Origin of the sequence: Streptomyces sp. NPDC085931 (assembly GCF_044540565.1) — a bacterium.
Classification (GTDB): domain Bacteria; phylum Actinomycetota; class Actinomycetes; order Streptomycetales; family Streptomycetaceae; genus Streptomyces.
Window position 1 is genome coordinate 40,910 of the sequence record NZ_JBITSK010000016.1, and the last position, 13,329, is coordinate 54,238.

A 13,329-nucleotide genomic window follows, 5' to 3' on the forward strand; every position below is an offset into this window, starting at 1 on the left:
GTCCGACCGGTCGGTACGTTCTTCCCGCCCGGGCCGCGTGTCGCCGCGGTCCGGGCCAGGACACGACCGGCGAAGGGGTGGGGCCCATGTCCGAGCACGAGGCGTCCGCGAACGAGGTGTCCACGCACGGGGTGTCCGCGCACGGGGCGTCCGAGCCCGCGCCGGGCGGTGACGGTGACGCGGCACCCGGCGACCGTGCACGCGCCCGCGGGGCACGGGTGCACGGTCATTGCGATCCGCGTTTCACGGCGGTGCGTGAGGCCTTCGAGGAGAACTTCCGGGAGCGGGACGAACTGGGTGCCGCGGTGGCCGTCACCGTCGGCGGCAGGATCGTGGTCGACCTGTGGGGCGGCTGGGCCGACGGGGCGCGCACCCGCCCCTGGGAGCGGGACACGCTGGTCAACGTCTGGTCCACGACCAAGGGGCCGGTGGCGCTGTGCGCGCACCTCCTCGCCGACCGGGGGCTGCTCGACCTGGACGCGCCGGTGGCCGTGTACTGGCCCGAGTTCGCCGCCGCGGGCAAGGAGAAGGTCCTCGTACGGCACCTGCTGTCCCACCGGGCCGGACTGGCCGGGCTCAGGGAGCCGCACTCGCTGGAGCAGCTCTGCGACTGGGAGCTGACGACACAGCGGCTCGCGGCGACGGAGCCGTGGTGGGAGCCGGGCACCCGGTCCGGCTATCACGCGCTGACCTACGGTCACTTGGTCGGCGAGGTGGTGCGCCGGGTCTCGGGGCTGCGCCCGGGGGCCTTCCTGGAACGGGAGGTGACCCGGCCGCTCGGCATCGACTTCCGTATCGGCCTGCCGGAGCAGGACGCGGACCGGGTGGCCGAGCTCGTCCAGCCGGCGGCCGGACAGAGCAGCGCGCAGGCCGCCGTCTTCGCCCAGTTGGCGCCGGCGGCCATCGCCGCCCTGACGAATCCGCCGGTGGCCGCGGCCGCGGCCAACTCGCCCGGCTGGCGGGCCGCCGAGATCCCCGCGGCGAACGGGCACGGCACCGCGCGGGCGGTCGCCGAGCTGTACGGCGTCTTCGCCGGGCGCGGCTCGTACGGGGGCCGCCGCGTGCTCTCCCCGGAGGCTGCCGAGCGGGTGCGCGAGGGGCAGGGCAGCTGCCGGGACCTGGTCCTCGGCGCCGGGTTCCCGGCCGAGACGGAGGTGGGACTCGGGCTCTGGCTGAGCGGCCCCAACGGCTCCTACGGACCGAACCCGCGCGCTTTCGGACACGACGGCTTCGGCGGCTCCTGCGGGCTCGCCGATCCGGAGGCGGAGGTGTCGCTGGGGTACGTCATGAACCGGATGGGGCCGCACATCGCCGACGACCCACGGAAGATGGCGCTGGTCCGGGCGCTGTACAGCGCGCTGTAGCGCCCGCGCCGGAGAGCCGGGCGCGCCGCGCCGCCGGGGGTGCCGAAGCGGCGGACCGAGCGGAACCGCCCCCTTCGCCGCCCTCGGCACAACGCGGCGCCGCACACCCGGCCGATCCGCCTGCCGGCCCGGTCCTCGGCACAACGCGGCGCCGCACACCCGGCCGATCCGCCTGCCGGCCCGGTCCTCGGCACAACGCGGCGCCGCACACCCGGCCAGCCCGCCTGCCGGCCCGGGGACCGGCCCCGCGGCAGCCGGTTTCGGCCGAACCGCCCGGCCACCCTTCCCTACTGGTTTAGACCAATGCTAGATCTGGTGGCGCACCGAGCCCGCACGGCTACCGCACGTCACCAACAGGAGGCGCGGCATGGCCCGCACCACCCCGCCCGGACACCCGGCGACCGAAGGAGAGACCGAAGATCCCGGAGAGCCCCTGTACCGGCGGATCGCGACGGAACTGCTCGGCGAGCTGCGCGACGGCACGATCCCGCCCGGTGAACGACTGCCCGGCGAGCGGCGGCTGGCCGGGCACTTCGGGGTCAGCAGGGAGACCGTACGGCAGGCGCTGGAGTTGTTGCGCCGCGAGGGCCTCGTCGCCACCGACCGGCGCGGCAGCCACGCCACCCTGCCCGGCACGCCGACCGGGGCCCCGGCGGCCCTCACGTTCCCGGTCGGCGCCGGGACCGCGACGCCGGGCACCGTCGCCCGTGCCACCGTCACCTGGGAGCCTCCCCCGCCGGAGCACGCCGAGGCCCTCGGCCTGGCTCCCGGCCGCCCCACGCTCATCCACCGCTACCGGTACGCGACCGCCGACGGGCGCGGCCTGCGGACCGCCGTCACGTCGTTCTCCGCCGTGGCCCTCGCGGAGGTGGAGGAGCTGGCCCGCTACCGGGACCGGGCCGACGGCACCGCCGCCGCGCAACTGCGCCGGGCCTACGACTGGATGCGCCGGGCCGGTCTGACCCTGCACCACCGCGACGCCATCACGCCGCTGCCGAGCACGCCGTCGGTGCGGGTCACCCGGCAGGTGCACGACCAGTACGCACGCCCGCTGGAGATCACCGACCTCGTCGTGGACGCCCAGCAGGACGCGCTGGTCTACGAGTTCACCCTGCCGGGCCGGACGGCGCGGCCCGCAGCCGCCGGGGCGTCACGCCGTACGCGGCCCTGAAGCGGCGGGTGAAGTGGCTGGGGTCGGTGAAGCCCCAGGCGCGGGCCACCGACGCCACGGTCCGGGTGCGCCCCGCCGGGGACAGCAGGGTGGAGCGGGCGCCCTCCAGCCGCTGCTCGATGATCCACTGCTCCAGGCTCAGCCCCGCCCGCGCGCACAGGCGGTACAGCGCGCGCACGGAGATGTTGTGGGCGTGGGCGATGCGGGCGGGCGTCAGGTCCGGTTCGGTCAGATGGGCCCGGGCGTAGGCGAGGACCAGCGGGAGCAGGGCCTCGGCCGCCGCCGGCCGGGCGTGGGCGTCCACTCCGGAGGCCGAGGTGATCAGCGCGCGCACCAGTTCCACGGTGGCCGTGCCGAGGGCGGCGGCGCCCGGGTCGCCGGCGAGGGCGTCGGCGTCGGCGTGGACCCGGGCGAGATGGTCGCGGACGAGGTCGTACAGCGGACTGGCCCGCAGCCGTCCGGCGCCGCGGCGGACGATGCCGGGCGGCACGGCGAGCAGGTCGTAGGGCACCTGGAGGGACCGGGCGGCGCCGCTGCCGGACCAGGCGAAGTCGTAGGGGATGGTCAGGTCGTTGAGCATCAGCTCGCCCGGGGCGACCAGGTCCCGCCGGCCCGACTGGCCGAAGCGGCCGGTGCCGTGGGCCTGGAGGGACAGGGAGACCATCGGCGGGCCCTCGAGCCGCAGGAAGCGGGGACTGCGGCTCACCGACCAGCCCGACGACCGGCTGGCGAACAGCACGAGGTCGCCGAACCGCCAGCACTCCATGCGGGCGAACACCCGCTCCCCGTCCTCCTCCATGCCGACCAGTGAGGGCACGGACGCGCTCAGCAGGGCGGCGCGGAAGGCCTCCACCCGCTCGTCCGCGGGCACCTCCTCGGTGTCCAGCAGCAGCATCTGCGCCCTCTCCCCCTGGCACGGTCGGACCAGGACCGGGCACCGAGAGCCGATCCGGCGGCCGCGTCCGCTGCCAGTATCGGCCCGAGGTGGACGCTCCGTACGCGCTTGCGGGACGTCCGTGACGGATCTCGGCCATTCCAGGGGGGACGACCGCATGACCACGCAGGACGAGCAGTTGATCGAGCGGGCCAACGCCGCCGACCGCACGCCCGTCGTCCTCGTCCACGGGCTGTGGCTGCTGGCGAGCAGCTGGGACCGCTGGGCCGACCACTTCGACCGGGCCGGTTACATCCCCGTCCCGCTGTCCTGGCCCGGCGACCCCGGCACCGTCGAGGAGGCCAACCGGCGTCCCGAGGTCTTCGCCGGCCAGACGGTCGGGCAGGTCGCCGACCATCTGGCCGGGCTGATCGGCGGGCTGAAACGCAAGCCGGCGATCATCGGTCACTCGTTCGGCGGACTGCTCACCCAGATGCTCGCCGGGCGGGGCCTGTCCGCGGCGTCGGTGGCCATCGACCCCGCGCCGTTCCGGGGCGTGCTGCCGCTGCCGGTGTCGTCGCTGCGCGCGGCGGCCCCGGTGCTCACCGACCCGGCCAACCGCAAGCGGGCCGTGCCCCTCACCTACGCCCAGTTCCGCTACTCCTTCGCCAACGCGGTGAGCGAGGAGGAGGCACGGGAGCTCTACGACAGGTTCGCCGTGCCGGCGCCGGGCGCGCCGCTGTTCCAGGCGGCCACGGCGAACATCAACCCGTGGACGGAGGCGAAGGTCGACACCGGCAACCCCGGGCGGGGCCCGCTGCTGATCGTCTCCGGCGAGAAGGACCACACCGTGCCGTGGGCGCTGACCCGCGCCGCCTACCGGCGCCAGCGGCGCAATCCCGGGATCACGGAGATCATCGAGATGAAGGACCGGGGCCACGCCCTGACCATCGACCACGGCTGGCGGGAGGTCGCGGACACCGCCCTGGCGTTCGTACGGCGTTTCGTCTGATCTCGCGCCGCCATCCCGGAGAGGACTCCCCCATGAGCAGGTTCACCACGTCCGACGGAACCGAGATCTACTACAAGGACTGGGGCGAGGGCCGCCCCGTGGTGTTCAGCCACGGCTGGCCGCTCAACGCCGACGCGTGGGACCGGCAGGCGCGCCTGGTCGCCGAGCACGGGTTCCGCGCGATCGCCCACGACCGCCGCGGCCACGGCCGCTCCGGCCAGCCGTGGCAGGGCAACCACATGGACCGGTACGCCGACGACCTGGCCGAGCTGATCGAGTCGCTGGACCTCCGTGACGCGGTGCTGGTGGGCCATTCGACCGGCGGCGGCGAGGTGGCCCGGTACATCGGGCGGCACGGCACCGGCCGGGTCTCCAAGGCCGTGCTGCTGGGCGCGGTGCCGCCGCTGATGCTGCGCACCGACGACAACCCGGACGGCACGCCGAAGGACGCCTTCGACGGCATCCGCGCGGCCGTGGAGACGGACCGCTCGCAGTTCTACTGGGAGCTGAGCGAGAGCTTCTACGGCTTCAACCGGCCCGGCGCGGCGGTGTCGGAGGGCGTGCGGCGGGCGTTCTGGACGTGGAGCATGCAGGCGGGCCTGAAGGGCGCCTACGACTGCGTCGCCCAGTTCTCGGAGACCGACTTCACCGAGGATCTGTCGCGGATCGACGTGCCGACGCTCGTCGCGCACGGTGACGACGACCAGATCGTGCCGATCGCCGCTTCGGCGAAGCGGACCGCGCAGCTGGTGAAGGACGCGACGCTGAAGGTCTACGAGGGCGCCCCGCACGGCCTGGTGGGCGACTTCGAGAAGGCGTTCAACGAGGATCTGCTCGCGTTCGTCCGCGGCTGACCGTCCCGGCCGGCCCGTCCGGGGTCCGGGCCACGACGAGACGCACCCGCGGGCTGCCGTCGCGTCGCCGCCCGAACTCCGGCAGGGCGTACAGCTCCACCCGGAAGCCGGCCCGGGCGAGTTCCCGCCGTACGTCGCCGAGCCGGAACGCGCGGTAGTACATGACGAACGGCGGCCGCCACAGCGCGTTGCGCACCCGCATCGCCGTGTCGAAGCCGAGCAGCGCCCAGTAGCCGCGGCTGCCCGGGCGGGGCGGGGCGACCAGCGGGAACGCGAAGCGGCCGCCCGGCCGCAGCACGGCACGGACCTGCGTGAACAGGCCGGGCAGTTCGCGGGGCAGGAAGTGGCCGAAGGCCCCGAAGCTCACCACCAGGTCGAAGGCGGGTCCGAACGGCAGCGCCCGGGCGTCGGCCCGCACCCAGGAGACCCGCGGCCGGCCGGGCCGGACGCGCTCCCGCGCGACGTCGAGCATGCCGCCGCTGAAGTCGGCCCCGACGACGTGCTCCCGGCACAGCCGCGTCAGCACGCCGGCCCCGGCGCCGGTGCCGCAGCACAGGTCGAGCCCGGTGCCGAAGGGCCCCATCGGGCGCAGCGCCGCCTCGACGGCGTCGAGCACCGCGTCGGGCGTCCGGAAGGGCGTGTGGTCGAACTTCGGCGCGAGGAGGTCGTAGCCGCGTTCGACGGACGACAGGGCCTGGACGGCCAGCTCGCGCACACGGGGGCCTTCGGGGCTGAACATCGGCTCAGCCTACGGGCCCGGGTCACGCACCGGGCCTATCGCGTGCTCTCCTGAGCCGGAGGGCGCTGCCGTTCCTCCCTGGGGGCGCGCTGGTCCAGGACCGCCCGCACGCGCGCGCACCAGCGGATGTTCTCCTCCTCCAGGGCGATGCCCGCCAGCAGGGTGAGGTACGGGCCCACCCGGTCGGCCTCCCTCAGGTACTCCTCCTCGTCGCGGCCGGCCAGGAGGCGTTCGCGGACGCGGCGGTAGCGGGCCAGCTTGCCGCGCGCCCACGCCTCGCGCTCCTCGATCAGGGCGCGGGTGGCCGCGGGGTCGGCCCCGTCCATCGCCTGGATCTTGATGAGCAGTTCGTCGCGGATCGCGGTGGGCCGCCGCGGCGGGGTGGCGGCGAACGTGTCCAGGTCCCGGCGGCCCTCCTCGGTCAGCGTGAACATGCGCTTGTCGGGCCGCCGCTCCTGCCGGACGACGCGGGCCCGGATCAGGCCCTCGCCGGCCAGGCGCTCCAGCTCCCGGTAGAGCTGCTGGGGCGTCGCCGCCCAGAAGTTGGCCAGCGACACGTCGAACACCTTCGACAGCTCGTAGCCCGACGCCTCGCCCTCCAGGAGAGCGGCCAGGACGGCGTACTTGAGAGACATGTGGACACCGTATCAACGGTTGATTATTCTGCTCCGCACCTATTCAACTAGTTGACTAAGGCGGTTGCGATGCAGGCTTTCCGTGAGGCGGTCGAGGCGCTCGACCTGGACGCCGCCGAGGCGCTGCTCGCGCCGGACGTCGTCTTCACCAGCCCGGTGGTGTTCAAGCCGTACACCGGCAAGGCGATCACGGGGGCGATCCTGCGTGCCGTCTCCGGCGTCTTCGAGGACTTCCGCTACGTGCGCGAGATCAACGACGTGGGCGGCCGTGACCACGCCCTGGTGTTCACCGCGCGGGTGGGCGACCGGGCGATCGAGGGCTGCGACTTCATCCACGTCGACGACGACGGGCTCATCGACGAGTTCACGGTCATGGTGCGCCCCCTGTCGGCGGCCCAGGCGCTCGCGGCGGCCATGGGAGAGCAGTTCGAGCGGATCGCGGAGGAGGCCAGGTCCCGCGCCGTGTGAGGCACGGCAGCGGCACGTGGGGGGCGGCGCGCCGGACCCGGGCGGGCCGTGCCGCGCGCGCGGCTGCCTCCCGGCCCGTTTCGCGCGTTCCGCCGCCGTCCCGGGCCCGTTCGCGGTTGGATGTCCTCATGACGTCCGCCGAGCACGACCGGCTGATGCGGGCCAACCAGGCCAACTGGGACGCCCGCACGCCCGTCCACCTCGCCAGCCGGTTCTACGGCCTCGACTCGGACCTCGACCCCGAGCGCTGGTTCGCCCCCTTCGAGTGGGAGGACCTCGGCGAGCTGGCCGGCCGTGACGTGCTCCATCTGCAATGCCATCTGGGCACGGAGACGATCGCCTTCGCCCGGCGCGGGGCCCGGGCCGTCGGACTCGACTTCTCCGCCGAGTCCGTGGCCGCCGCGACCGGCATCGCGGCCCGGGCCGGGGCCGACGTGACCTACGTCCGGGCCAATGTGTACGACGCCGTCGCGGCCCTGGACGGACGGCGGTTCGACGTCGTGTACACCGGCAAGGGCGCCCTGTGCTACCTGCCCGACCTGGACCGCTGGGCGGCCGTCGTCGGCCGCCTCCTGCGGCCGGGCGGCCGGCTCTACGTCGTCGAGTTCCACCCCCTGCTCAACTCCCTCGGCCCGAAACCCGCACCCGGTGAGGGCCCCGAGCTGCTGCTGCGCCACGACTACCTGGGCGGCGGCGGTCCCGTGCACCGCGACGCGACCCACACGTACACGGACGGCCCCGCCGTCGAGGGCGCCACGGACAGCTACGAGTGGACGCACGGAATGGGCGAGGTCGTCACCGCGTTGACGGATGCGGGACTCACCGTGCGCCGCCTGCGCGAAGGCGACGAACTTCCCTGGCCGCGCTGGCCGCACATGGTCCGCGCGGACTCCGGCTGGTGGCGGCTGCCCGAGCCGCGGATCCCGCTGCTGTACGGGCTGCTGGCCATGCGCTGAGGCGTATTCCGTTCTCCTCGCGCCGGTCGGCGTGGTAACGTCCGAAACAGCACGTGTGCTTGCCCCCTTTTGCGGGCGCCGGTGCCAGTTCCCTTCGCGACACCTCTTCGATTCTCCGGCACCACGACGTGTTCCGTCGTACTCGAGGTGCTGTTCCCCGCCGCACGGAGTCGTGCCCCACGGCCCTCCCCTCGCGGCCACCTCCCTCCCCTTCGCATGCCTCATGCCGTTTCCGTCCCCGGAAGGACACCCCACCATGACCATCACACTCGACAATCCGCCCACCGCGCAGCGGCCGGCGCCCCGGACCGCCGCCGGCGTCCTCGACATCGACCCGAACGGGAAGGGGCACCTGCGCGGCGACGGCCTCCTGCCCACACCCGCCGATCCCGCGGTCTCCCCCGCCCTCATCCGCCGGCACGGCCTGCGCAAGGGCGACTTCGTGGAGGGCGTACGCGGCGAGCGGGGCGGCCTGACGGAGGTCGAACGGGTCGACGGCGCCGGCCCCGCCGCACTGCGCGGGCGCCGCCACTTCCGGGACCTGACGCCGCTGCACCCGCACCGGCGGCTGCGTCTCGAACACCCCGCGGCCGGCATGGCCGGACGGGTCGTCGACCTGATCGCACCGGTCGGCAAGGGCCAGCGCGGGCTCCTCGTGGCCCCGCCCAAGACCGGCAAGACCGTCCTCCTCCAGCAGCTCGCGGCGGCCGTCGCCGGCAACCACCCCGAGTGCCGGCTGATGGTGCTGCTGCTCGACGAGCGGCCCGAGGAGGTCACCGACATGCGGCGCTCCGTGCGCGGCGAGGTGTACGCCTCCACCTTCGACCGCGGCGCCCGGGAGCACATCGCGCTGGCCGAACTCGTCATCGAGCGGGCCAAGCGGCGCGTCGAGGCCGGCGAGGACGTCGTCCTCCTCCTCGACTCGCTGACCCGGCTGTGCCGGGCGCACAACAACGCGGCCGCATCCGGTGGCCGCGTCCTCACCGGCGGCGTCGACGCGGCGGCGACGGCCGGGCCCAAGCGGTTCTTCGGCGCCGCCCGCAGCGCCGAGGAGGGCGGCTCCCTGACGATCCTCGCGACCGCCCTGGTGGAGACCGGCTCCCGGGCCGACGACTACTACTTCGAGGAGCTGAAGGGCACCGGCAACATGGAGCTCCGACTGAGCCGCGAACCGGCCTCCCGCCGGGTCTTCCCGGCCGTCGACATCACCCCCTCCGGCACCCGTCGCGAAGAACTCCTGCTGCCCGCGCACGAGTTGGCGGCCCTGCACGGCCTGCGCCGGGTACTGCGGAACCGCGGCGGCCAGGGCGCCCTGGACACCCTCCTGGACCGCCTGCGCGAAACGCCGGACAACGCGACGTTCCTGCGCCGCGTCCAGCCGACCCTGCCGTCGGACTGACCCGGCCCGTGCGGCATCCGGGTGCTCGCGGGCGGGTCTCGGCCCCGTCGTCACCGCGCGCGGCCCGACCGTTTCTACGTTGATCGTATGATCATCGGATTCTCTTCCCGGGTGGCCGTGTCGGCCGGCGCGCTCTGTGTGGCGGGGCTCCTCGTCGTGATGCCCGCCGCCGCGGCCGACCCCGGCGGCGCGGAGCCCACCGCGCCGGCCGGGCCGCGGGCGGCGGCCCCGCACCCCTCGCTGCTGCACCGGCCCGGTCTGCACGTCCGCCCGCGCGCCGCGACGCCCCGCCTGCCCAAGGTCTCCGCCCTGTCCTGGCTGGTGGCCGACGCCCGCACCGGTGAGGTGCTCGCCGCCCGCAACGCGCACCGCAGGCTCCCGCCGGCCAGCACGCTGAAGACCCTGTTCGCCCTCACGGTGCTGCCGTCCCTGCCGGCCGGCATCCGGCACACGGTCCGCGCGCAGGAACTGCGCGGCATCGGGTCGGGCAGCAGCCTGGTCGGGGTCGCGGAGGGGCGGACGTACCGGGTCGCCGACCTGTGGCGCGGTGTCTTCCTCAACTCCGGCAACGACGCCGTGCACGTCCTGGCCGAGCTCAACGGCGGCTGGCGGGTCACCGCGGAGCGGATGCAGTCCAAGGCGCGCTCCCTCGGCGCGTTCGACACACGCGTGGTGTCGCCGGACGGCTACGACGCCCCGGGCCAGGTGTCGTCGGCGTTCGACCTGGCCGTGTTCGGCGCGGTGGGGCTGCGCAACCCGGACTTCGCGCGGTACTGCGCCACGGTCGAGGCGAGGTTCCCCGGCGGCGGCCGCTGGTCCTACCCGATCCGCAACACCAACCGGCTGCTGAGCGGCGCCCAGGGAGTCAAACCGTACCCCGGTCTGATCGGCATCAAGAACGGCTACACCAGCAAGGCCGGCAGCACCCTCGTCGCGGCGGCACGCCGGGACGGCCGCACCCTCGTCGTGACGGTGATGAACCCTCAGGAGGGCGGCGCCTCCGCCGTCTACGAGGAGGCCCGGTCGCTGCTCGACTGGGGCTTCGGCTCGGCCGCGAGGGTCGAGCCGGTGGGTTCGCTGGTGGTGCCGCGTCCGCCCGCGCGCACGGAGGTGACGGCCGTGCCCGCGGCCGCGGCGACCGTGCCGAGGGAACCGGGGTCCGTCTGGACGGAGGCCGGGCTGGTCGCCGGAGCGGCCGGGCTGGGCGCCTCGGTCGTGGTGCTGGTGCTGCGGCTCCCCGTGCGCAGGCCCGGACGGAGCTGACCGGCCGGCAGCCACAGCAGCAGGCCGAGCGTGATCCAGGCGTAGAGGTTGCCGCCCAGGAACCCGTCGACGCCGGACGCGTCGTCGACCCACAGCCAGACGACGCTGGTGCACAGCACCGCGTACAGGGCGCCCGCGACACGGACGTGCCCGGCCCGCAGCAGCACGGCGAAGGACGGCAGCAGCCAGACCAGGTGGTGCACCCAGGTGATGGGGCTGACGAGGCAGGCGGCGAGGCCCGTCAAGGCGAACGCGGTTGTCCAGTCACCTGCCGCCACGGCACGGCGGGCCCGCACGGCCCACACGCCGAGGACCAGCAGGACGGCCACCGCCCACACCGCACGGTCCGGTGCGCCCAGCCGGGCCAGGACGCCCTGCAGGGACTGGTTCGAGACGTAGGCGGACCGGCCCACCCGGCCGGTGTCCCACAGCGCCTCGGTCCAGTAGAAGCGCGAGGCGTCCGGATCCACCAGGGCGGCCACGGCCGTGGCGGTGAGGGCGACGGCCGTGGCGACCGCGGCGGCCCGCCACCGCCGGGCCACCAGCAGCAGCCCGATGAACAGCGCCGGCGTGAGCTTGACCGCCGCGGCGAGCCCGATGCCGGCGCCCGCGAACCGGCCGCGTCCGCTCGCCAGCAGCGCCGCGTCGACGAGGACGAGGGCCAGCAGCAGGACGTTCACCTGGCCGAAGCTGACGGTGTCCCGCAGCGGTTCGAACAGCGCGAGCAGGCACACGAGCAGCGCCCAGCCGAACCAGCCGAGCCGCCGCCGTGCCGGGCCCGCCAGCAGGCGCAGGACCAGGGCGAGGGCCGCCAGGTCGAGCAGCAGGGCGGCGGCGATCGCGGTGCGCAGGTCCAGCAGCGCCATCGGCAGCATGGCGACCGCGGCGAACGGCGGATAGGTGAAGCCGTACGTCGTGCCCGGCACGCGGTAGTCGTAGATCCGGCCGCCGTGGTGGATCCAGGCGTCGACGCTGCCGTGGTAGACGCGCAGGTCGAACCAGTCGCGCAGCAGGGGCACGGTCGCGGTGAAGACCGTGACCGCCGTGGCGAGGGCGCACACCAGCAGCAGCCGGCCGCGGTCGGTGCGCGGCGGGAACGCGGTCACGCGGCGCGTCCCGGCACCGGGGCGAGCCGGGCCTGGTGGGCCTGCCACAGCACGACGAGCGCGAGCGCACCGCCGGAGACGGCCAGCAGCAGCTGACCGGTGTCCGCCGGGCCGCCGCTGGGCAGGACGCACAGCGCGAGCACGCCGGTCACGGCGGCCGTGCGGTGACGGACGGCGCCGCCGGGCGCGGCGGCGGCGATGAGGAACAGGCCCCACAGGGCGTACCAGGGGCGGATCGCCGGGCCGAGCACGGCCACCGCCACCAGGCTCAGGCCGAGCGCGTACACCGGCCGTGGCCGCAGCCGGAGCCAGATCACCGCGATCGCGGCCACGGCGGCCAGGATGCCGAGGGTGTGCCAGACGGGGATCGCCAGGGGGGCGAGGTCACTGCCGAGGTGCTCCAGGCCGGCGCGGCTGGCCCGGCCGAGCAGGGTGGTCGGGGCCCAGTTCTGCGGTGACGCCGGGGTGTCGAGGGCACCGATCCAGCCGTAGCCGGTGCCGGCCGCCGCCGTGGCGGCGACGGTCGTCCCCGCCGCGGCCGCGGCGGTGACCGTGAGGGCCTTCGCGGCGCCGCGTCCCGCGCGGATCTGCAGGACGACGACGGCGGCCAGGCCGAGCACGGCGGGCGCCTTGACCAGCGCGGCGAGCGTCACGAGGACGGCGCCCAGAACCGGCCACCGGCCGAGCGCGGCGACCAGCCCGACGCCCAGCAGGCCCAGCATGACGGCGTCATTGTGCGCGCCGGCGACCAGGTGCAGCAGGACCAGTGGGTTAAGGGCGCCCAGCCACAGCGCGGCGGACGGGTCGGCGCCGCTGTGCCGGGCGAGGCGGGGCAGAGCGGCCGCCATCAGGGCCACCCCGGCGAGCGCGACCAGCCGCATCCCGACGAGCCCGGCGGGCAGTTCCCCGCGGGTCAGACCGGACAGGGCCGCGGCCACGGCGAGGAACACCGGGCCGTACGGGGCGCCGGTGTGCCGCCAGAGCGGGGCGACCTCGCCGGCGAGCGGCCCGCCGAGCCGGGACGGTCCGTGCGCGTACACGTCCAGGTGCGCCTCGACCATGGCCCCCTGGGCGAGGTAGCTGTACACGTCCCGGCTGAACAGCGGCGGGGCCGCCAGCAGCGGGGCCGCCCAGGTGGCGAGGACGAGCAGCAGGGCGCGCGGGGCGGGCGGCCGGGGACCGCGGACCAGGGGGCCCAGCAGCGCCCAGGCCGCGATGAGCAGCACGACACCGAAGTACGCGCCGACCAGCCCGAGGGCGGCCTGGGCGGAGGCCGGGTGGAGGACGTCCCGTACGGGCAGGGCCCCGGCGGTCGCACCGCCCAGGGCGAGGCAGGCGGTTCCGGCCAGACCGAGTATCTGGCAGCGGCGGAGATCGACGGGGAAAGCCATGGCCAACACGCGGGCAGCGTGGCAACGCGGGGTGGCGGTCCGGCGACGCGGGTCCCTCCGGGGCGCGGCCGGGGTGTGACCGGACGGTGATCAGGAC

12 protein-coding genes and 1 pseudogene are annotated in these 13,329 nt (G+C 75.0%); 8 read left to right on the forward strand and 5 right to left on the reverse strand.

All coding sequences use genetic code 11. From position 1 onward, the window contains the following. Nucleotides 1-131 precede the first annotated feature (131 nt). The gene (locus tag ACIGAN_RS29020) at nt 132-1,364 is read left to right on the forward strand and encodes a serine hydrolase domain-containing protein (protein WP_399862175.1); all 1,233 of its coding nucleotides are present in this window, start codon (nt 132-134) and stop codon (nt 1,362-1,364) included. Between the two features lie 367 nt (nt 1,365-1,731). After that, a complete protein-coding gene (locus tag ACIGAN_RS29025; RefSeq protein WP_399862018.1) occupies nt 1,732-2,535 on the forward strand; it encodes a GntR family transcriptional regulator in 804 nt (267 codons plus the stop codon). On the opposite strand, the gene ACIGAN_RS29030 is transcribed toward ACIGAN_RS29025, so the two are convergent. Then, entirely contained in the window at nt 2,471-3,430 is a 960-nt protein-coding gene (locus tag ACIGAN_RS29030; RefSeq protein ID WP_399862020.1) for a helix-turn-helix domain-containing protein, read from the reverse strand. The genes ACIGAN_RS29025 and ACIGAN_RS29030 overlap by 65 nt on opposite strands. Before the next feature lie 157 nt (nt 3,431-3,587). On the opposite strand from ACIGAN_RS29030, the gene ACIGAN_RS29035 reads away from it, so the two are divergent. Both ACIGAN_RS29035 and ACIGAN_RS29040 read left to right on the forward strand, forming a co-directional pair. Next, nucleotides 3,588-4,421, forward strand: coding sequence for an alpha/beta hydrolase (locus ACIGAN_RS29035; protein WP_399862022.1), 834 nt, complete (start codon nt 3,588-3,590; stop codon nt 4,419-4,421). Between the two features lie 32 nt (nt 4,422-4,453). Continuing rightward, the gene (locus ACIGAN_RS29040; RefSeq protein ID WP_365740324.1) at nt 4,454-5,275 is read left to right on the forward strand and encodes an alpha/beta fold hydrolase; all 822 of its coding nucleotides are present in this window, start codon (nt 4,454-4,456) and stop codon (nt 5,273-5,275) included. Here the strand turns inward: ACIGAN_RS29040 and ACIGAN_RS29045 are convergent. Beyond that, nucleotides 5,241-6,014 (reverse strand): class I SAM-dependent methyltransferase, encoded by a 774-nt coding sequence (locus ACIGAN_RS29045; RefSeq protein WP_365740323.1) that lies wholly within the window; start codon nt 6,012-6,014, stop codon nt 5,241-5,243. The two genes, ACIGAN_RS29040 and ACIGAN_RS29045, sit on opposite strands and share 35 nt — an antisense overlap. A 35-nt stretch (nt 6,015-6,049) precedes the next feature. Beyond that, nucleotides 6,050-6,649 carry a PadR family transcriptional regulator gene (locus ACIGAN_RS29050; protein WP_399862024.1) on the reverse strand — a complete coding sequence of 200 codons (600 nt, stop codon included), beginning with the start codon at nt 6,647-6,649 and terminating at the stop codon, nt 6,050-6,052. Nucleotides 6,650-6,718: 69 nt separating this feature from the next. Between ACIGAN_RS29050 and ACIGAN_RS29055 the strand changes: the two genes are divergently transcribed. The 4 genes and pseudogenes from ACIGAN_RS29055 to ACIGAN_RS29070 all read left to right on the forward strand — a co-directional run. Continuing rightward, nucleotides 6,719-7,117, forward strand: coding sequence for a nuclear transport factor 2 family protein (locus tag ACIGAN_RS29055; RefSeq protein ID WP_365098384.1), 399 nt, complete (start codon nt 6,719-6,721; stop codon nt 7,115-7,117). A 128-nt stretch (nt 7,118-7,245) separates the two neighbouring features. Beyond that, entirely contained in the window at nt 7,246-8,073 is an 828-nt protein-coding gene (locus ACIGAN_RS29060) for a class I SAM-dependent methyltransferase (protein ID WP_399862026.1), read from the forward strand. A gap of 256 nt (nt 8,074-8,329) precedes the next feature. After that, nucleotides 8,330-9,472, forward strand: coding sequence for a transcription termination factor Rho (gene rho / locus ACIGAN_RS29065; protein ID WP_399862028.1), 1,143 nt, complete (start codon nt 8,330-8,332; stop codon nt 9,470-9,472). Nucleotides 9,473-9,631: 159 nt separating this feature from the next. Beyond that, a pseudogene (locus tag ACIGAN_RS29070) lies at nt 9,632-10,396 on the forward strand (D-alanyl-D-alanine carboxypeptidase family protein); the annotation flags it as partial. A gap of 83 nt (nt 10,397-10,479) precedes the next feature. Here the strand turns inward: ACIGAN_RS29070 and ACIGAN_RS29075 are convergent. Together ACIGAN_RS29075 and mptB are read right to left on the reverse strand one after the other, a co-directional pair. Beyond that, on the reverse strand, nt 10,480-11,841 hold the full coding sequence (locus tag ACIGAN_RS29075) for a glycosyltransferase 87 family protein (RefSeq protein ID WP_399862030.1): 1,362 nt from the start codon (nt 11,839-11,841) through the stop codon (nt 10,480-10,482). Next, the gene (gene mptB, locus ACIGAN_RS29080; protein ID WP_399862177.1) at nt 11,838-13,232 is read right to left on the reverse strand and encodes a polyprenol phosphomannose-dependent alpha 1,6 mannosyltransferase MptB; all 1,395 of its coding nucleotides are present in this window, start codon (nt 13,230-13,232) and stop codon (nt 11,838-11,840) included. The genes ACIGAN_RS29075 and mptB overlap by 4 nt, the downstream gene beginning before the upstream one ends. Nucleotides 13,233-13,329 lie beyond the last annotated feature (97 nt).

What these genes read in the sequence shown, in the direction of transcription:
- ACIGAN_RS29040 (WP_365740324.1), top strand. Translation starts at nt 4,454, where the DNA reads ATGAGCAGGTTCACCACGTCCGACGGAACCGAGATCTACTACAAGGAC.
- mptB (WP_399862177.1), bottom strand. Translation starts at nt 13,232, where the DNA reads ATGGCTTTCCCCGTCGATCTCCGCCGCTGCCAGATACTCGGTCTGGCC.
- ACIGAN_RS29045 (WP_365740323.1), bottom strand. Translation starts at nt 6,014, where the DNA reads ATGTTCAGCCCCGAAGGCCCCCGTGTGCGCGAGCTGGCCGTCCAGGCC.
- ACIGAN_RS29025 (WP_399862018.1), top strand. Translation starts at nt 1,732, where the DNA reads ATGGCCCGCACCACCCCGCCCGGACACCCGGCGACCGAAGGAGAGACC.
- ACIGAN_RS29035 (WP_399862022.1), top strand. Translation starts at nt 3,588, where the DNA reads ATGACCACGCAGGACGAGCAGTTGATCGAGCGGGCCAACGCCGCCGAC.
- ACIGAN_RS29055 (WP_365098384.1), top strand. Translation starts at nt 6,719, where the DNA reads ATGCAGGCTTTCCGTGAGGCGGTCGAGGCGCTCGACCTGGACGCCGCC.
- ACIGAN_RS29030 (WP_399862020.1), bottom strand. Translation starts at nt 3,430, where the DNA reads ATGCTGCTGCTGGACACCGAGGAGGTGCCCGCGGACGAGCGGGTGGAG.
- rho (WP_399862028.1), top strand. Translation starts at nt 8,330, where the DNA reads ATGACCATCACACTCGACAATCCGCCCACCGCGCAGCGGCCGGCGCCC.
- ACIGAN_RS29050 (WP_399862024.1), bottom strand. Translation starts at nt 6,649, where the DNA reads ATGTCTCTCAAGTACGCCGTCCTGGCCGCTCTCCTGGAGGGCGAGGCG.
- ACIGAN_RS29060 (WP_399862026.1), top strand. Translation starts at nt 7,246, where the DNA reads ATGACGTCCGCCGAGCACGACCGGCTGATGCGGGCCAACCAGGCCAAC.